This window comes from Stenotrophomonas nitritireducens, assembly GCF_050984405.1.
Taxonomy (GTDB): domain Bacteria; phylum Pseudomonadota; class Gammaproteobacteria; order Xanthomonadales; family Xanthomonadaceae; genus Stenotrophomonas; species Stenotrophomonas nitritireducens_B.
Window position 1 is genome coordinate 180737 of record NZ_CP158790.1, and the last position, 18328, is coordinate 199064.

Consider the following 18328-nt stretch of genomic DNA (forward strand, 5'->3'; position numbering starts at 1 on the left):
CTTCCGCAGCGACGGAGCCGGCGGGAATAACCCGAAGGGCGACGCACATGGATGTGCGTCGTTTTTCTACGGGACATGGATGTCGCGTAGAAAAATCCCGTCGGCGGAGTGGACCCGGAGTGCGTAGCACGGAGGGCGCATAGGCAGGGGCGTGTTTCTCTTGGTTACTTCTCTTTGCACGAGCAAAGAGAAGTAACTCGCTCCTGCGAAGCAGGGGCGAAAGCTCTGCTTTCAAGCTTCCGCTTTCATGCTTTGCCTTTGGCCTCTGCCTTGACCCTTTGCCTATCGCTTTGGCAACAACATCCAGGGGAAGCAAGAACAAGGGCAGAAACAGAATCAAAGGCTTTCGCTCCCCTTCGGGGCGCGAGCTACTTTTCTTTGCTCGTGCAAAGAAAAGATAGCCAAAAGAAACACGGGCCGGGACGCGATCCGCCGGGCTGCGCCCGCCGGTTCCCTGCGCTCCTCGCGTGCCGAGGGGACGGCGCACAACTCGCTTCGCTCAAACACGTGCGCCTCTTCGCCCCTCGTCCCGCTGCGGTGCTCGGCTCGCTCTACGGCCAAGGGAAGTCAAATGCCAAGGGCAACGGCAAGATCAACAGCGACAGCAACCGCAAGAGCAAGAGCAAGAGCAAGAGCCGCCAACCTCCGGCCCGCGACCGGCCCCAAACCTGACCCACGTCAAGGCACCGCCCCCCGCCCGGTAGCAAGCTGCACCCATGAAAACCGAAGCCGCGCCCCCTCCCCGCCTCTCGCCCGCCTGGCTCGCCCACGCCCCGCACCGGCTGATGTTCTTCGTCGGCGCCGGCAACGTGCTGCTGGCGATGCTGTGGTGGGCGCTGTGGCTGGCGGCGGCGCGCTGGGGCGGCTGGACGATGCCGGAACTGGCGATCCCCGCCGGCTGGCTGCATGCCTTCGTGATGCAGTACCTGGTGCTGCCCAGCTTCATCTTCGGGTTCCTGCTGACCGTGTTCCCGCGCTGGATGGGCCTGCCCGAGCTGGAGCGCTGGCGCTATGTCCCGGTGGGCCTGGGCCTGATGGGCGGGCAGCTGGCGATCCTGCTGGGCGCGGCCGGGTGGCAGGCCGGGCTGACCGTTGGCCTGTGGATGGCGCTGGCCGGCTGGACCTCGGCGCTGTTCACCCTGGGCCGGCTGGTGGCCGACGAGAAAGGCCGCACCTGGCACGCGCGGTCGTGCTTCGCCGGGCTGGTGCTGGGCTGGCTGGGGCTGGCGATGTTCGTCGCCTTCGTGCTCGGCGCCTCGCCCGCCTGGGCCTTCGCCAGCATCAAGCTGGGCGGCTTCGGCCTGCTTCTGCCGGTGTACGTGACCGTGGCGCACCGCATGTTCCCGTTCTTCGCCGGCAACGTCGTGCCGGGCTACCGCCCGTGGCGGCCGCTGCCGTGGCTGGGCGCGGTCTGGGCGCTGCTGGTGGCGCACCTGGGCCTGGAGCTGGTGCACGCCTATGCCTGGCTGTGGCTGGCCGACGTGCCGCTGCTGCTGTTGACCGGCTGGGCGGTGTGGCGCTGGTGGCCGCGCGGACGCATGCCCGGGCTGCTGGCGGTGCTGTTCGTCGGCACCGCCTGGTTGCCGGTCACCTTCGCGCTGTACCTGGTGCAGAGCTTCACCTACCTGGGCAGCGGCGAATTCGTGCTGGGCCGCGCGCCGATGCACGCGCTGTTCATCGGCTTCTTCGGCAGCCTGCTGGTGGCGATGGTGACGCGGGTGACGCAGGGCCATTCCGGGCGGGCGCTGGTGATGCCGAAGGTGGCGTGGTTGGCCTTCGGCCTGCTGCAGGCGGTGGCGGTGATGCGCATCGTCGCCGACATCGCGCCGGACGCATTGGCGTGGCAGGCGGCGGCCGCGTTCGGCTGGCTGCTGGCGCTGGCGCCGTGGGTGACGCGCATCGGCCGGATCTACCTCGCGCCGCGCGCGGACGGGCGGCCGGGATGAGCGCGATGCTGGCCTTCTATCCCGACATCAAGCTGGTCCACATCAGCGCGGCGATGACCAGCGGCACGCTGTTCGCGCTGCGGGCGCTGGCGCTGCTGGCCGGCATGCGCTGGCCGCGGCTGGCCGCGGTGCGCTACCTGAGCTACACCGTCGACACCGTGCTGCTGACGGCGGCGATGATGCTGTTGACCATCCTGCCCGCCGGGCTGTTCGCCAACGGCTGGCTGTGGGCGAAGATCGCCTTCCTGCTGGCCTACGTCGGGCTGGGCATGGCCGCCTTCCGGCCGGGGCGCGGCGGCGCCGCACGTGCGGTGCTGGTGGCCGCGGCGCTGCTGTGCTTCGTGCAGATCTATGGCATCGCCCGGGCCCATCACCCGCTGGGCTGGCTGCTGTGGCTGGGCAACTAGACCCTCCGGCACTGCATCTGGACCTGCGCGGCCTGCCGGCCCCGCAGCCGATGGAGCACATCCTCGCCCGGCTGCACACCCTGCAGCCGGGCCAACGGCTGGTGGCGCTGACGCCGCTGTATCCGGCGCCGCTGCTGCCGATGCTGGAACAGCTGGGGTTCGCCTGCGACGCGCGCGCCACCGACGACGGCGCCTGCCTGGTGATCTGCCACGCCGCCGACCGTCACCTGCTGGACGCCCCGCCCGCGCCATGAGCGGGCTGGCCTTCGCCCAGGCGCCGTCGCCGTCGCACCCGCTGCGCTTCCTCGCCACCGCCCTGCTCTGGGGCGCGCTGGCCGGTGCGTGGCTGCTGGCCGGCGGCGACGCATTGCTGGTGTCGCCGCATGCGCCGGCCACCATCGCGCTGGCGCATGTCTTCGCCCTGGGCGTGCTGGGCAACGCGATGCTCGGCAGCCTGGTGCAGTTCCTGCCGGTGGCGGCGTGCAGCCCGCTGCCGCTGGCGCGCGGCGTTCCGCTGCTGCATGCGGTCTTCAATCTCGGCGTGGGCCTGCTGCTGCCGGCCATCGCCGGCACCACGACGACCTGTGGCCTGGTCGCCGCGCCGTTGCTGGTCGGCGCGCTGGCGTCCTGCGCCTGCGCGGTGCTGGTCGCGGTGGTGCGCGGCAGCGGCGCGCGCGCGGTGCGGTGCGGCATCGGCCTGGCCGCCACGGCGCTGCTGGCCACGATCGGACTCGGGGCGGCGCTGCTGGCGATGCGGCTGGGCTGGATGGCGCCCACCGCCAGGCCGCTCCTCGGCCTGCACGCCAGCTTCGGCCTGCTGGGCTGGGTGCTGGGGTTGCTGGCAGCGGTGGGCACGATGGTCGTGCCGATGCTGCAGGGCACGCGACCGGTTCCTTCCACGTGGTTGTGGGGCTGGCTGGTCCTGCTCGCCGGCGTGCTGCTGGCGGCCGGCGCCGACGGCGTCGGCATCGCGCTGCCGCTGCCGCTGCCGCGCATCGGACCGATGCTGCCGCTGCTGCTGTTCGCCGCCGCGGTGATCGTCCTGCAACAGCGCGCGCCGCACCGTCGTGGCCCCCTGCTGCGCCGTTTCTGGGCGCTGGGCAGCCTGGCGCTCGCCGCGGCGACGCTGGTGATGCCGCTGCCCGGCAGCGGCCTGCTCGCCGGCGTGCTGGTGCTGGCGGTCGGCTTCCCCGCGCTGGTGCTCGGCATGCTGATGGAGATCGCCGGCTTCCTGGCCTGGATCGAGCTGCGCCGGCGCCTGCCGCGCGGCACGCGCGTGCCCGGCGTCGGCAGCCTGTTCGCCGAGCCGCACAAACGGCGCGTGTGGTGGCTGCATGCCGTCGCCGCGCTGTCGCTGGTCCTGGCCTGCCTGCAGCCGGAGCTGGCGCGCATCGCCGGCGCGCTGGTGCTGCTGGGCTGGCTCGGCGCGGCCTGGGCGCTGTGGCGCTGCTGGCGGTCGGCGCTGGCCTGGCGGCCCTGAGCGCCCTTCCGCGCCCCTGTCGCGGGACCGCCGGATGACCGGCCGGCGGCCTTTTGACATTAGTCAAGCAGTGCGCGGTTGCAGCGGTTTTCCGGCCTTCCGCCAGACATGGATTGATCAGGATCAACGCTGCCGGACAGGCGTCCCGGGAACATGAACCCATCGGCCAAAGGCCATTCACGGGAAAGTGTCATGAAGCGCCTGCAACATCCGCTCGTCGCCTGCGCACTCGCCGGCGCCATCGCCGCCGCCTTCGCCGGCAACGCCTTCGCGGCGAAGAAACCCGCCGCCGAAGCCCCCATGGAAACGATCCAGGCCGTGCTGACCGCGCCGCCGTTCGCGCCGCCGCCGATCACGCGCAAGACGCCGGCCCACGTCGTCGTCGACCTGGAAATGGTCGAGAAGGACATGCGCATGGCCGATGGCGTGAGCTACAACTTCTGGACCTTCGGCGGCACCGTGCCGGGCAGCTTCATCCGCGTGCGCAAGGGCGACACGGTGGAGTTCAAGCTGAAGAACCACCACAGCTCGCACTTCTCGCACAACATCGACCTGCATGCCGTCACCGGCCAGGGCGGCGGCGCCGAAGCCACGTTCACGCTGCCGGGCAAGGAAACGCAGTTCACCTTCAAGGCGCTCAACCCGGGCCTGTACATCTACCACTGCGCGATGGCCCCGGTGGGCATGCACATCGCCAACGGCATGTACGGCCTGATCCTGGTCGAGCCGGAAGAAGGCCTGCCGCCGGTGGACAAGGAGTTCTACGTGGTGCAGGGCGACTTCTACACCGAAGGCGCGCACGGCGAGCCGGGCCTGCAGCCCTTCAGCCTGGAGAAGGCCATCGAGGAACACCCGACCTACGTCGTGTTCAACGGTTCGGTCGATGCGCTGCAGGGCGACAAGGCGCTGACGGCCAAGGCCGGCGAGACGATCCGCATGTTCGTCGGCAACGGCGGCCCCAACCTGGTGTCCAGCTTCCACGTCATCGGCGAGATCTTCGACAAGGTCTATACCGAGGGCGGCACGAAGTACCAGGAGAACGTGCAGACCACGCTGATCCCGGCGGGCGGCTCGGCCATCGTCGAGTTCAAGGCCGACGTGCCCGGCAACTTCGTGCTGGTGGACCACAGCATCTTCCGTACCTTCCACAAGGGCTCGCTGGGCATCCTCAAGGTCGATGGCGAGAAGAACCCGGAGATCTACACGGGCCAGCAGCACGACATCGACTACAAGGAAGGCGAGCCGCAGGGCAGCCAGTACAAGTAACCAAGGCGAACGCAGATGGAACGCACGCTCCTCCTGTTGCTGCTCCTGGTACCGGCCACGGCCGGTGCCATGGAGGCCGATGCCGGCTACCGCGACATCCCCGGCGGGCCGTTCCGTTCCTCCGTGCGTTTCGAGGAAACATCCGCCACGCGGGACGTGGCGGATTATTCGCTGATGGCGCGCCCGGTCAGCAACGCGCAGTTCGCCGCCTTCGTGGCGCGCAACCCGCAATGGCAGCGCGACCGCGTGCCGGCCGTGTTCTCCAGCCCCGGCTACCTGGGCCACTGGGCGCGGGCCGACGCCCCGGGCGAAGGCCTTGATCCGCAGGCGCCGGTGACCCATGTGAACTGGTACGCCGCCGACGCCTACTGCCGCGCCGAACGGGCACGCCTGCCGACCTTCCTCGAATGGGAATACGCGGCGGCCGCCGACGCCACCCGCCGCGACGCGCGCGGCGACCACGCCTGGCGCCTGCGCCAGGTCAACGACGGCACCCCGCGCGCGCCCGACGCCGCCGTGGGCGCGCCGGCCAACGTCTACGGCATCCATGCCCTGCACGGCGCGCACTGGGAATGGAGCGAGGACTTCGCCTCGCTGCTGGCCGACAGCGACCGCCGCGGCCAGGAGGACGGCGACGCCCTGCGCTACTGCGGCGCCAGCGCCATGGCCTTCAACGACCCGGGCGACTACGGCGTGGTCAAGCGCTTCGTGCTGCTGTCGGCGCTTCCGCCCGGGGCGACCCTGGGCAATCTCGGTTTCCGCTGCGCAAGGAGCCAGCCATGAACAGACCCGTCGTTTCCCTTCTTCTCGGCCTGGCGCTGGGCATGCCGGCCATGCTGCATGCCGCCGATGCGCCGGCCGCCCCGGCCGCTGCCGCCCTGCCCGGCCAGTCGCTGTACCACCTGCAGGTCGCGCTCACCGACCAGAACGGGCGGTCCGTGCCCTGGGCGTCGCTGCGCGGTCGCCCGCAGCTGGTGTCGATGTTCTACGGCAACTGCCACCTGATGTGCCCGCTGATCATCGAAAACGCCAAGGCCGTGCAGAAGCAGCTGCCGGCCGACCAGCGCGCGCGCCTGGACGTGGCCATGCTCACCCTCGACCCGGCGCGCGACACACCCGCCGCGCTGGCCGAGATCGCGCAGCGCCACCGCGCTCCCGACGACTGGCGCTTCCTGCGCCCGGCCGAAGGCGACGTGCGCGCCCTCGCCAACCTGCTCGACGTGCGCTACCGCTTCCGCGAGGACGGCAGCATCAACCACACCAGCGTGCTGGTGCTGCTTGATGCCGACGGCCGCGTGCGCGCACGCAGCGAGGTGCAGGGCATGGTCCCCGACCCGGCGCTGATGGCGGGCATCGAGGCGGTGCTGGCGGAGCGCTGAGGCGGGACATCGCGGCAGACGGGTGCCGCGCCATCGCCACAGGCGGGATGGCTCGGCATCCGAAACGTCGCAGGGTGCGATGGCAGGGCATCCATCGCAGATGGGAGACATGATCCACCGGGCAGCAGTGACCCGCTTTTGCCGCGACCGCCTCGGACTAACGCACCCAGTGGTCTTTAAAACCCACGCGTGCCGGACCGCGGCATTCTTCCTCCAGTGTGAATCCGGTGGCGGCTGCGGTCCGGTTCCGATGCCTACCGGGATATCCCCATGCGCATACGCCGGTGAACGTCTATCTATTGCCGGAATCGCTCAGCCACAGGCTCATCAGGCCCGCACGGCTGCGGACGGAGAACTTCCGGAACAGGGAAACGACGTGCTGGTGGGTGGTCGAGACGGCCAGGCCCAGCTGCTCGGAAATCTCCTTCTCCGAGGCCTTGGTCAACAGCAGCCTGAGCACCTTGCGTTCGGTCGGCGTCAACGATGCCTTGGCGATCATCGAGCCCTGGATGATCATCAGCTGGCGGTGGAACCATTTGATCCCGCGCAGCGCATAGGACAGCAGTTCGACGTCCTGGTCGGTGAACAGGGCATGGGAATGGAAACCAAAGTGCGATTCGGCATCCGCATTGATCGGAAAACCGATCCAGACGGAATCCATGATTCCGAAGCGCGCGAAATGGCTACGGTAGAACGGGCTGTCGAACCACTCCGGCGGCATGTCCCTGCGCAATCCATAAGCCCGGAAACGACCGACGCCGTGCATCGCCAGCATGAAATGCGGATCGGCATCCACGCCGCGGTTCCAGAGCTCGTGGATTTCCTTGAAAGCCCCGCTGTTTGAAGGGGATTCGATGGGGTAGAGCAACTGCGTGACCGGTATGCGCCAGCCCTCGAACGGGTCATGGCAACCGGGCTTGGTACCGAGGCAGATCGATCCGTCCCAGGTCGAGTTGAAGGCGCCCGACATGTGGCAAAGCCTGCTTTGAAGATGCCTGCATGCCACTTCGGCGCGGTCTGCGCCAAAGTCGGCCAGTTCGTCCCACAGGGTGTGTATTTCTTCTTTCTGTTCCTGGCTGAGCATCTTCTCTTTCAAGATGTTGTTCGAATAAGTGCCCGCCCCCACTGATCAGTGGGCATTCCTTGTCGGACCGGCGGATTTTCCCATCCACACTAACCAGTCTGCGTATTTTGCGAACAGCAGACTAATCAGTAGGGGTGATGGAAGCTGATTTGATTTTTATCCTTTCGGCGCCTTAATTCGCTGATGCACCGGCCGATAGGAAGGCGCGAGCGCCCATGGCCGGGCATGGTTCAGATGCAACCGATGAATACGCCTTCGAAACTGCCGACCGTCGTACCTATGCGATGTGGTACGGAGCGTCCGTTTATTGCAGGAGGCTGGGAAATAACGATCGCGTCGTGCAGACCGCGCATCACCGTGCAGCCCCTTGCTTCCAGGCATTTCACCCACGCAACGACGGCCCGCTCGCATGTGGGCACAGCGCACGACCAGCGCCGCCCACCGCCCGATATCTCCCATAACAAAGGTTTGAAATGTCTGCTATCAGGAATCTGAAAGTTGGATCACGGCTGGCGGCCGGCTTCGGCCTGCTGCTGTTGCTGCTCATCTCCATGCTGGTTGTCGCCCTGTACGGCAACAAACTCAAGTCGGAGCAGTTCAAGTATCTGACCGACGTCAACATGGTGAAGATGCGCCTGTTGAACGACATGCTCGACACCAACAATGCCGTACTGATGCATCGACGGTTGATGCTCATCAAGCGCGGCAACGACTTCGACAAGGACCTGGCGCACGCCCAGGAGCTGGCCCGTGCGTACGATGGAATATGGGACCAGTACGTCAAGATTCCACGCGACGCGGCCGGCGACCGGATGATCGCGGAGATCGAGGACGCCCGTCGGTTGGCCGCGGTACCCACGCAGGAACTGGACGACCTGATGCAGGCGGGGGACTTCGACGCGGCCGTCCAGGTCCTGCTCGACAAGCTGCGTCCGCGCGCCGTGGCATGGAACGACAGCATCTCCAGCCTGCTCAAACATCAGGTCGAACTGACCCGAAAAAGCAGTGACGAATACCACGATATCGAGAGTTGGACCGGCAAGCTGTCGCTTGGCATCGGCCTGTTGAGCATTGCACTCGGCGTACTCCTGGCGCTGCTGATCACACGCAGCCTGACCCGCCCGCTGGCCAGTGCGGTGGGCGTGGCCAACGGCATCGCGGGCGGCCGCCTGGACAACAGCATCGACGTATCCGGCAAGGACGAAGTCACCGACCTGCTGCGCGCGATGCAGCACATGCAGCGCCAGGTGCAGGCGGTCATCGCCGCGCAAGGCGAGATGGCGCGCCAGCACGACGCCGGCAGCATCAGCTACCGCATCGACGCCACCGGCTTCGCCGGCGACTACGGCCGCATGGTGCAGGAAACCAACGCGCTGGTCGGCTCGCACGTGCAGGTGCAGCAGCACCTGATCGAGGTGATGAGGCACTACGCGCGCGGCGACCTGTCGGTGGACATGGACCGCCTGCCCGGCGAGAAGGCCGCCATCACCCAGGCCATGGACGAGACCAAGGCCAGCCTGTCGGCGATCAACGCCGAGATCAAGCGCCTGGCCGGCGCCGCGGCCGCCGGCGACTTCAGCCTGCGCGGCGACGAGGACCGCTTCGAGCACGATTTCCGCGACATGGTGGCCGGCCTCAACCGGCTGATGGAAACCACCGACGGCAACCTGTCCGAGGTCTCGGCACTGCTGCACGCCATCGCCGAGGGCGACCTGACCGTGCGCATGCACGGCGACTTCCACGGCGTGTTCGCCAGAATGCGCGACGATGCCAACGCCACGGTGGCCCAGCTGACCTCGATCATCGGCCGCATCCAGCAGGCGGCGTCCAGCATCAACCTGGCCGCGTCGGAAATCGCCACCGGCAACAACGACCTGTCGCGCCGCACCGAGCAGCAGGCCGCCAACCTGGAAGAAACCGCCGCTTCGATGGAGGAACTGACCTCCACCGTGCGCCAGAACGCCGAGCATGCGCGCCAGGCCAGCCAGCTGGCGCAGGGCGCGGCCGGCGTCGCCTCGCAGGGCGGCCAGGTCGTCGGCCAGGTGGTCACCACCATGTCGGCCATCGAAGCCTCCTCGAAGAAGATCGCCGACATCATCAGCGTCATCGACGGCATCGCCTTCCAGACCAACATCCTGGCGTTGAACGCGGCAGTGGAAGCCGCGCGTGCGGGCGAACAGGGCCGCGGTTTCGCGGTGGTGGCGAGCGAGGTGCGTACGCTGGCCCAGCGCTCGGCCGGCGCGGCCAAGGAGATCAAGGGGCTGATCGAGGACTCGGTGGACAAGGTGTCCGAAGGCTCGCAGCTGGTACACCAGGCCGGCACCACCATGGGCGAGATCGTGACCTCGGTGCAGCGCGTGACCGACATCATGGCCGAGATCTCGTCCGCCTCGCAGGAACAGAGCGCCGGCATCGAGCAGGTCAACCAGACCGTGGTGCAGATGGACGAAGCCACCCAGCAGAATGCCGCGCTGGTGGAGGAAGCCACCGCCGCCGCACGCGCGATGGAGGAGCAGGCCACCCAGCTGGCCGAGGCGGTATCGGTGTTCCGCACGGGAGCCGGTACCCCGGCCTCGTCCACACGCCCTGCCGGCAAGCCGGCCGCGGCGCCGGCCCAGGTCCTGAAGCTCGCCCCCGCCCCACGTCCCATGAAGTCGGCGATGGCCGCGCGTACCGAAGAGTGGCAGGAGTTCTGACGTCACCTTCCACCTGCAGGCCCGCGTCCCGCGGGCCTGTTTCATTCCCTCTGACAAAGCGGATACACGTATGCGCAGGAATCTTCCAGTAACCGGGAATGAGATCGTTCTTGGCGATGGCTGCACCATCGTTTCCAAGACGGATACGAAAGGTGTGATCGAGGAGATCAACCAGGACTTCCTCGACATCAGCGGCTTCACCACCGAAGAGCTGGTGAACAAGGCCCATAACATCGTCCGGCACCCGGATATGCCGGAAATGGCATTTCTGGACCTCTGGAAAGACCTGAAAGCCGGGCGCCCGTGGATCGGAATGGTCAAGAACCGTTGCAAGAACGGCGACCATTACTGGGTCGAGTCGCATTTCGCCCCCCGCTATGAAAATGGAAACCTGATCGGCTACATGTCGGTGCGGCGAAAGGCGACGCGACAGGCCATCGAGGAGGCCGAGGCGGCCTACGCCCGCATCCGGAATGGCGAGCCGGGCCTCACCATTTCCCACGGCAAGGTGGTCAGGGCCACGTGGATGCCACGCCTTCTGCGCCAGTTCGACCTTCTGCTTCGGCGCGACCACGTCCAGGTCGCGATGCAGTGGCTCGCACTGGCGGCGATGGGAATGCTTGGATTCTTCCTGGCGAAAGGGGGCGCCTGGTTGGCGTTTCCCTGCGGCGTGCTGGCAATCCTGCTGGGCTACCTGCTGGTCCGGGAAGCACATCGACGCAGCCGGCGGCTGGCCACGCTCTCCAGCTCGGTACGCTCCATTTCCGAAGGCAACTACACCGCCGCGATCGATATCCTCGGCGACGGCGAGATCAGCAACCTCGCGCGGTCGATCAAGGCCATGCAGGTGCGGCAGGGCTATGAGATCCAGCAGATCAGACAGCAGTCCGCAGCCAACCTGCGCGTCCGCACCGCGCTGGACGAGGTCACCACCAGCGTGATGATCGCCGACGCCGACCTCAACATCATCTACGCCAACCGCCCGCTGATGGAGATGCTGGGCAAGGCCGAACAGGACCTGCGCCGCGATCTGCCCCAGTTCGACATGCAGACCCTGGTCGGCAGCAACATCGACATCTTCCACAAGCACCCGCCGCACCAGCGCCGGCTGCTGGGCGAGCTGCGCGGCACCCACCGCGCGCAGATCACCATCGGCGGCCACGTGATGCGCCAGATCATCAACCCCGTCAACGATGCCGATGGCAGGCGCGTCGGTTACGTGGTCGAGTGGGCCGACCGTACCATCGAGGTGCAGATCGAGAAGGAGGTCAGCGAACTCATCACCGCCGCCTCCAGCGGCGACCTGTCCGGGTGCATTCCGCTGGAAGGCAAGAGCGGCTTCCTGCTTCAGCTTTCCGAGCAGCTCAACGGACTGCTGGCGGCCATCGGCAGCAGCGTCGAGCAGGTCTCAGTGGTGCTGCGCGCGCTCTCGCAGGGCGACCTCACCGTGCAGATGGAGGGCGACTACCGCGGCACCTTCGCCGACATGCGCGACGACGCCAACGCCACCGTCATCCAGCTCACCGGCATCATCGACCGCATCCAGACCGCGGCATCCAGCATCCACCGCGCGGCGGCGGAGATCGCCACCGGCAACAACGACCTGTCGCGCCGCACCGAGCAGCAGGCCGCCAACCTGGAAGAAACCGCCGCCTCGATGGAGGAGCTGACCTCCACCGTGCGCCAGAACGCCGAGCACGCGCGCCAGGCCAACCAGCTGGCGCAGGGCGCGGCCGGCGTCGCCTCGCAGGGCGGCCAGGTCGTTGGCCAGGTGGTCACCACCATGGCCGATATCGAGGCCTCGTCGAAGAAGATCGCCGACATCATCAGCGTCATCGACGGCATCGCCTTCCAGACCAACATCCTGGCGCTCAATGCGGCGGTGGAAGCCGCGCGCGCCGGCGAACAGGGCCGCGGTTTCGCGGTGGTCGCCTCGGAAGTGCGCACGCTGGCGCAGCGCAGCGCCGGCGCGGCCAAGGAGATCAAGGAGCTGATCGAGAACTCGGTGGACAAGGTGTCCGAAGGCTCGACGCTGGTGCACCAGGCCGGCACCACCATGGGCGAGATCGTGACTTCGGTGCAGCGCGTGACCGACATCATGGCCGAGATCTCCGCCGCCTCGCAGGAGCAGAGCGCCGGCATCGAACAGGTCAACCAGACCGTCACCCAGATGGACGAGACCACCCAGCAGAACGCCGCGCTGGTGGAGGAAGCCACGGCCGCCGCGCGTTCGATGGAAGAGCAGGCCAACGACCTGGCGTCCGCGGTCGCGGTGTTCCGTACCGCCTCCACCCAGGCGACACCGACCGCGCGGCCGGTGCTCAAGGTCGTGCCGCCCACGCCGGCGCCGCAGACGCCTGAACGCGCGCGCCCGGCTCCGCCGGCCGCCGCCACGACCGACGGCTGCGACTGGCAGGAGTTCTAGGTCCCGGCCCAGGAAAGAACGCCATCCGGTCGCCGGGAACGAACCATCCATTGATGTACATGCAACTCCGATGAAAACGCAGATTCAAAGCAAGACGCCTTCGCTGGCGACAGAGCCTGGGCCAGGGGATCCTCCGGCAAGGCAACCACGGGAACGCCTGCTCCTTATGGGCATGCTGGTCGTGCTGCCGATGCTTGCCGTGCTGTATGGGCCGCGTGTCGACCTGCTCGGCCCGCACGCCGGCGTGCTGCCGGTGCTTCACTTCGCGCTGGAGATGTTTTCGGTGGTGGTGTCGCTGCTGGTCGTCATCACGGCCTTCCAGTCGCTCGATACGTATCCGTCGCCGCGGACCAACAGCCTGATACTTGTGTTCACGGCGGTGGCGACGCTGGACTTCCTGCATGCGCTTTCCTACAGCGGCATGCCGCCCCTGCTTTCTCCCAACGGCATGCCCAAGGCGATCTTCTTCTGGCTGTCTGCACGTACCGTGGAACTGCTCGGCCTGGTACTGCTGACCAGCGGCCTGCGCCTGCGTGGCCCCCGCAGCGCCTGGCTGCTGCTTGGCATTGCCGCGAGCCTGCTGGTGGCAATGCTCGAACCGCAAGCCAGGGCGCTGCAATCGGCGCTGTTCGTCGACGGACTGGGCGGCATGCCGCTCAACGCCCGCCTGGGCATCCTGCTGTGCCTGGGTTATCTGCTGGCGGCAGGCTGGATGGCGCGGGCATCGGGCAGCGACCGCCCGCTGTTCTCCGCCCTGGCCAGGGCGAGCTTCATCCTGGGGATCGGGGAGCTGGCCTTCATCAGCTGGAGCAGCCCGACCGAGGCTGGCGTGCTGCTGGGACACGGCTACAAGGTGCTGGCCTACGTGTGCATTTTCCGCGGCATCTACCTGGCTTCCATGCGCCGGCCCTACCAGGAAATGGTGGCGTCCCGGCAGCGCTTGGCCAGGAAGGAAGCCGAGTACCGTTCGCTGGTGGACAACCTGCCCATCGGGCTGGTGCAGCTCGATACCCAACTGCGCCTGTGCTTCGCCAGCCCGGCAGCAGAGCAAAGCCTGGGCCATCCGCTGGCCGCGCTGCAGGGCCGGCATATCGCCGGGATCATGCCGGCGGAGGCGGCATCGAAGATGATGCCGGGACTGCTCGGCGCCCTGCAGGGCGAACGCATGGAGCTGGATTACGCCCTGGCCTCGGCCACGGGAGAGCAGCTCCACCACAGCGTCATCGCCGTCCCCGACCGCGATGGCAACGAGGCGACACGCGGCGTGCTGGTCATCCTCCAGGACACGACCGAGCGCACCCGCGTCCAGCAGCAACTGGACCTGGCCACGCGCGAGACCAGCGAACTGCGCGCCGCGCTGGACGCGCATGCGATCGTCGCGATGACCGACCACCGGGGCATCATCACCCGGGTCAACGACAAGTTCTGCCAGATCTCGCAGTACTCGCGGCAGGAACTGATCGGCAGCAACCACCGCATCATCAACTCCGGGCGGCATTCCAAGACATTCTTCAAGGAGATGTGGGCCACGATCGGCCGCGGCAGGGTGTGGAACGGGGATGTCTGCAACCGCGCCAAGGACGGTTCGCTGTACTGGGTGCAGACCACCATCGTGCCGTTGCTGGGCGACAGGGGCCGGCCTGCGCAGTACATCGCCATCCGCGCGGACATCACCCAGCGCAAGCTGGCCGAGAAGGAGGCCCGACGGCTTGCGTACCATGACGCCCTGACCGGACTGGGCAACCGGCGGTTGATGATGGAACAGCTCGCGCTGGCCGCCGAGCGTGCGCAGCAGATGAGCGGTGTCGGCGCACTGGCGATGATCGACCTGGATCACTTCAAGGAGATCAACGACACCCAGGGCCACCCGCAGGGCGACAGCCTGCTGCAGCAGGTGGCCGCCCGCCTGAAGGAAGCCGCCCGCCCCGACGACGTCATCGTGCGATTGGGCGGTGACGAGTTCTGCGTGCTGTTCCACAACCTGGGTGCCACATCGAAGGAAGCCATCACGCGCGCCGCCGACATCGGCGAGCGCATGCGCAATGCCCTGGCCCAGCCCTACCGGCTCGGCAGTACGGTACTGAACGTCACCGCCAGCATCGGCATCAGCATGATCCACAGCGACCATGACGCCAGCGAGCTGATGCAGCGAGCCGACCAGGCGCTTTACAAGGCCAAGGAAAGCGGCCGCAACGCGCTGCAGTTCTTCGATCCACGCCTGCAGGCCGAGATGGCAAGCCGGATCGGCCTGCTGCGCGACCTGCGCCGCGCCATCGAGGACGACCAGCTGCGCCTCCACTACCAGCCCATCGTGGACGTGGAAATGCGCGTGACCGGCCATGAGGCGCTGCTCCGCTGGCAGCACCCCACCCTGGGCATGGTGCCGCCGGATGTCTTCATTCCGCTGGCCGAGCAGATCAACGTGATCCTGCCGTTCGGCATCTGGGTGCTGGTGAACGCCTGCCTGCAGATCAAGGCCTGGGCGGACGACCCGCTCCGTTCGCAATGGAGCGTGTCGGTGAACGTCAGCGCACGCCAGCTCCACGATCCCGAGTTCGTCTCCAGCGTGGAGACCGTGCTCGATCGCACGGGCGCCAATCCGCGATGCCTGCGGCTGGAGCTGACCGAAAGCATGCTGCACACCAACCTCGACGCCGTGATCGGGAAGATGCAGCTGCTGCGCGAGCGCGGGGTGCGCTTCTCGCTCGACGATTTCGGCACCGGGTATTCCTCGTTGAGCTATCTCCGGCAGCTGCCGGTGGAGCAGCTCAAGATCGACCGTTCGTTCGTGCGCGATATCCAGAACAGCACGGACGACATGGCCATCGTCAAGATGATCCTCGCGCTGGCGACGTCGATGGGAGTGGAGGTCGTGGCCGAGGGCGTGGAGAACGAAGCCCAGCACGCCCGGCTGCTCAGCCACGGTTGCCAGAAGTTCCAGGGCTACCTGTTCGGCAAGCCGGCCGAACTGCGATGAGCGTCGCCGGATGCGCGGCAACGGGCAGGCGTGCCGGGCGCTGCTGGATCGAGCGATGGTGCCGCTTATCCGAATCGAACGGATGACCTACTGTTTACAAGACAGTTGCTCTACCGACTGAGCTAAAGCGGCGATGGCTCGGGAATGCGGCCGTTGCGGCGCATCCGGCCGGCATTCTAGCGCAGGCGGGCGCAGTCGAGCGATTGGTGCTGCGCCGCGCCGCTGCGTTTCTGCAGGCCCGCCGCAGAGACGGTTCCGGCATGGGCCGCATCCAGCCACCAAACGGCGGCGGCACCGGCGCCGTTGTCGACGATGCGCGCGGGAAAGCCGGCTGCCGTCAGCGCGGAAAGCCGCCGCTCGGCGCCTTCGCGGTTGCGGTACTGGCCCAGCGCCACCGCGTTGGCGTCCTCGCCCTGGGCAATGATGAAGTAGTCGCTGAAACCGGCCTCGACGATGCGCTTGACCATCGCCTGCGCTTCCTCGCGGCTGGCCGCCGGCGGGATGAGAACGCGGTAACTGGTCGCCGTCTTGGGCGGCACTTCGCGCAGCCGCGAACGGAGCACGTCCTTGCCCAGCACGGTCAACGCCGACTGCGCGTTCTCCCGGCTGTCGAACGGTCCGAAGCTGGCACAACGCTCCGGCACCGCCGCGGCGGGCCCGGCCGCCGTGACGGCCTTTTCGGTTTCCACAGGCGCGCCGGCCGCAGCGGGCTCCGGAGCCGGCGCCGCCACGGCCGGTGCCGCTGGGGGCAGTACGGCGGCTACCGATGCCTCCATGGGAACGAGTTCCAGCGTCGCGACACCGGCTTCGGCGGGCTCGGGCATCACGGCGGGCGCCGGGCGCGGCACCATCCACCACAGCGCGACACCGAGGTTGAGGATGGCCAGTGCGACGATCAGGAAGCGGATCAGCATGGCGCGATCCTAGCGTCCTAGCGGCCGCTGGTGCACGGCCCAGCGCGCCAGTCCGTCGAGCACCAGAGCCGGGCGGTGCTCCGCCTGCGGCAGCAGCGGCAGCAGCGGCGCCGCGCCGCCGCCATGCATCAGCAGGGCGGGCGCCGCGCCGAGCAGGTCCGTGCCGTGCCGCAGGCTGCGTTCGACCAGCGCCACCGCCGCGCCGTCGCACCCGGAGGCCAGCGCGTCGGCGGTGTCGTTGGCGAACTCCGCGTAGTCGCCGCCAGCGGCCGGCAACTGCACCGCGCGTGCGTGCAGCGCCTCGCGCATGACGGTGGGCGAGGCGCCGATGCGGCCGCCGCGGTGGCGTCCGTCCGCGTCCATCAGATCGATGGTCAGTGCCGTGCCCACGCCGACCACCAGCACCGGCCGCCGCGCGGTGGCCGCGGCGAGCAGTGCCAGGAAACGGTCGACGCCGAGTTTTTGCGGGCGCGCGTAGGCGATCGTCACGCCCGCGCATTCCGGCAGGGTCCGCGCCACCTGCACATGCGCGAAGCGGGTGCGCAGGAGATCCATCACGGTCGCGGTCAGGGCCGGCGCGGCGACGCTGGCCACCCAGGCGGTATCGCCGCGCGGCAGGGCGTCCAGCGCCGCCGCGGTCATGGCTTCGGCACCGTGGGCCCACGCCTGCGCGCTGCCGGCGGCGGCGCCGTCCAGCGGCGCGAACTTGAACCGCGAGTTGCCCAGGTCGAACAGCCAATCGCTCATTGCGCCCTCACGCTCACTTCGCCCGCATGGAAATGGCGCTCGCCGCCGTCGATGCAGACGCGCAGGGCGCCATCCTCGGCCAGGCCGCGGGCGATGCCTTCATGCAGGGTGCCGGCCTCTTCCACGCGCACCGGCCGGCCGGCCAGCACGTCCAGCGCCGCGTAGCGCGGCAGAAATGGCGCCAGCCCCTGGCGTTCGAACTGGTCCAGCGCCGGCAGCAGGTGCGACAGCAGAACCGCGACCACCTGGTTGCGGGACACCGGCGCGCCGGCCAGCGTGTCCAGGTCCATCCAGGGCTGGGTGATGTCGTCCGCGCTGCCGGCGGGCATGCGCACGTTCAGGCCGAGCCCGATGACCGCGCGCGCCGGGCCGGCGAACTCGCCGCCGCCTTCCACCAGCAGGCCGCCGAGCTTGCGGCCGTCGACCAGCACGTCGTTGGGCCATTTCAGGCCGGCGCCGGCGAAGCCCAGCGCGTGCAGCGCCTCGCCCACCGCCACGCCCGCCGCCAGGCTCAGCCCGCCCATGCGCGACAGGCCGCCGGCGAAGGCGCGCGACAGCGACAGATAGATGTTGGCGGCCAGCGGCGAGGCCCATTGCCGGCCGCGGCGCCCGCGACCGCCGGTCTGGCGTTCGGCCAGCAGGATGTCGACGCCGCGCAAAGGCGCGCTGCGCCGCAGCAATTCGCTGTTGGTCGAGCCCAGCGTCCAGGCGATTTCCAGGGACGCGACCGACGCGGCCACTTCCGGCGCCAGGCGCTCCATGATCTGGGGATGGTCCAGCAGCTCCAGCGGCTGCGCCAGCCGGTAGCCGTCACCGGCCCGGCCTTCGATGGCCACGCCGGCGGCCCGCAGGCCCTGTATCCGCTTCCAGATCGCGGCCCGGGTCTGGCCGAGTCCACGGGCCAGGGCATCGCCGGAAAGGGCGCCCTCTCCCAGTTTGGCCAGCAATTGGCGGTCGTCCACGAAGGACCTTCTGATCGCAACAGGTCGGCCGATTATGCGTGAAGG

15 protein-coding genes and 1 tRNA gene are annotated in these 18328 nt (G+C 68.2%); 11 read left to right on the forward strand and 5 right to left on the reverse strand.

Translation table 11 applies throughout. The features are described 5' to 3' along the window. Positions 1-507: 507 nt before the first annotated feature. The 8 genes from ABTV91_RS00825 (at position 508) to ABTV91_RS00860 (ending at position 6478) form a co-directional block, all read left to right on the forward strand. Positions 508-672, forward strand: a complete 165-nt coding sequence (locus tag ABTV91_RS00825; RefSeq protein ID WP_433852757.1) for a hypothetical protein — start codon at positions 508-510, stop codon at positions 670-672. A gap of 44 nt (positions 673-716) precedes the next feature. Further along, on the forward strand, positions 717-1946 hold the full coding sequence (locus ABTV91_RS00830) for an NnrS family protein (protein ID WP_433852758.1): 1230 nt from the start codon (positions 717-719) through the stop codon (positions 1944-1946). Then, on the forward strand, positions 1943-2353 hold the full coding sequence (locus tag ABTV91_RS00835; protein WP_433852759.1) for a SirB2 family protein: 411 nt from the start codon (positions 1943-1945) through the stop codon (positions 2351-2353). The genes ABTV91_RS00830 and ABTV91_RS00835 overlap by 4 nt, the downstream gene beginning before the upstream one ends. Then, positions 2338-2607 carry a DUF2249 domain-containing protein gene (locus ABTV91_RS00840; RefSeq protein WP_433852760.1) on the forward strand — a complete coding sequence of 90 codons (270 nt, stop codon included), beginning with the start codon at positions 2338-2340 and terminating at the stop codon, positions 2605-2607. Before ABTV91_RS00835 ends, ABTV91_RS00840 begins: the two co-directional genes overlap by 16 nt. After that, complete coding sequence (locus ABTV91_RS00845) at positions 2604-3833, forward strand: hypothetical protein (protein WP_433852761.1); 1230 nt, start codon at positions 2604-2606, stop codon at positions 3831-3833. Before ABTV91_RS00840 ends, ABTV91_RS00845 begins: the two co-directional genes overlap by 4 nt. A 192-nt stretch (positions 3834-4025) precedes the next feature. Then, positions 4026-5099 carry a copper-containing nitrite reductase gene (nirK, locus tag ABTV91_RS00850; RefSeq protein ID WP_433852762.1) on the forward strand — a complete coding sequence of 358 codons (1074 nt, stop codon included), beginning with the start codon at positions 4026-4028 and terminating at the stop codon, positions 5097-5099. A 15-nt stretch (positions 5100-5114) separates the two neighbouring features. Beyond that, the gene (locus tag ABTV91_RS00855) at positions 5115-5882 is read left to right on the forward strand and encodes a formylglycine-generating enzyme family protein (RefSeq protein WP_433852763.1); all 768 of its coding nucleotides are present in this window, start codon (positions 5115-5117) and stop codon (positions 5880-5882) included. After that, positions 5879-6478: an SCO family protein gene (locus ABTV91_RS00860; protein WP_433852764.1), complete on the forward strand. Its 600-nt coding sequence runs from the start codon at positions 5879-5881 to the stop codon at positions 6476-6478. The genes ABTV91_RS00855 and ABTV91_RS00860 overlap by 4 nt, the downstream gene beginning before the upstream one ends. A 292-nt stretch (positions 6479-6770) precedes the next feature. Here the strand turns inward: ABTV91_RS00860 and ABTV91_RS00865 are convergent, their stop codons facing one another. Further along, positions 6771-7574: a helix-turn-helix transcriptional regulator gene (locus tag ABTV91_RS00865; RefSeq protein ID WP_433852765.1), complete on the reverse strand. Its 804-nt coding sequence runs from the start codon at positions 7572-7574 to the stop codon at positions 6771-6773. Positions 7575-8035: 461 nt separating this feature from the next. On the opposite strand from ABTV91_RS00865, the gene ABTV91_RS00870 reads away from it, so the two are divergent. The 3 genes from ABTV91_RS00870 to ABTV91_RS00880 all read left to right on the forward strand — a co-directional run bounded on the left by ABTV91_RS00870 (position 8036) and on the right by ABTV91_RS00880 (position 15660). Next, entirely contained in the window at positions 8036-10258 is a 2223-nt protein-coding gene (locus ABTV91_RS00870) for a methyl-accepting chemotaxis protein (RefSeq protein ID WP_433852766.1), read from the forward strand. Positions 10259-10328: 70 nt separating this feature from the next. Then, entirely contained in the window at positions 10329-12683 is a 2355-nt protein-coding gene (locus ABTV91_RS00875; protein WP_433852767.1) for a methyl-accepting chemotaxis protein, read from the forward strand. 166 nt (positions 12684-12849) lie between these two features. Continuing rightward, positions 12850-15660 carry a bifunctional diguanylate cyclase/phosphodiesterase gene (locus tag ABTV91_RS00880; protein ID WP_433852768.1) on the forward strand — a complete coding sequence of 937 codons (2811 nt, stop codon included), beginning with the start codon at positions 12850-12852 and terminating at the stop codon, positions 15658-15660. Between the two features lie 56 nt (positions 15661-15716). On the opposite strand, the gene ABTV91_RS00885 is transcribed toward ABTV91_RS00880, so the two are convergent. The 4 genes from ABTV91_RS00885 to birA form a co-directional block, all read right to left on the reverse strand. Continuing rightward, a tRNA-Thr gene (locus tag ABTV91_RS00885) sits at positions 15717-15792 on the reverse strand. A gap of 44 nt (positions 15793-15836) precedes the next feature. Further along, positions 15837-16574 carry an SPOR domain-containing protein gene (locus tag ABTV91_RS00890; protein ID WP_433852769.1) on the reverse strand — a complete coding sequence of 246 codons (738 nt, stop codon included), beginning with the start codon at positions 16572-16574 and terminating at the stop codon, positions 15837-15839. 9 nt (positions 16575-16583) lie between these two features. After that, a complete protein-coding gene (locus tag ABTV91_RS00895; protein WP_433852770.1) occupies positions 16584-17321 on the reverse strand; it encodes a type III pantothenate kinase in 738 nt (245 codons plus the stop codon). Next, positions 17318-18283, reverse strand: coding sequence for a bifunctional biotin--[acetyl-CoA-carboxylase] ligase/biotin operon repressor BirA (gene birA / locus ABTV91_RS00900; protein ID WP_433852771.1), 966 nt, complete (start codon positions 18281-18283; stop codon positions 17318-17320). Before birA ends, ABTV91_RS00895 begins: the two co-directional genes overlap by 4 nt. Positions 18284-18328 lie beyond the last annotated feature (45 nt).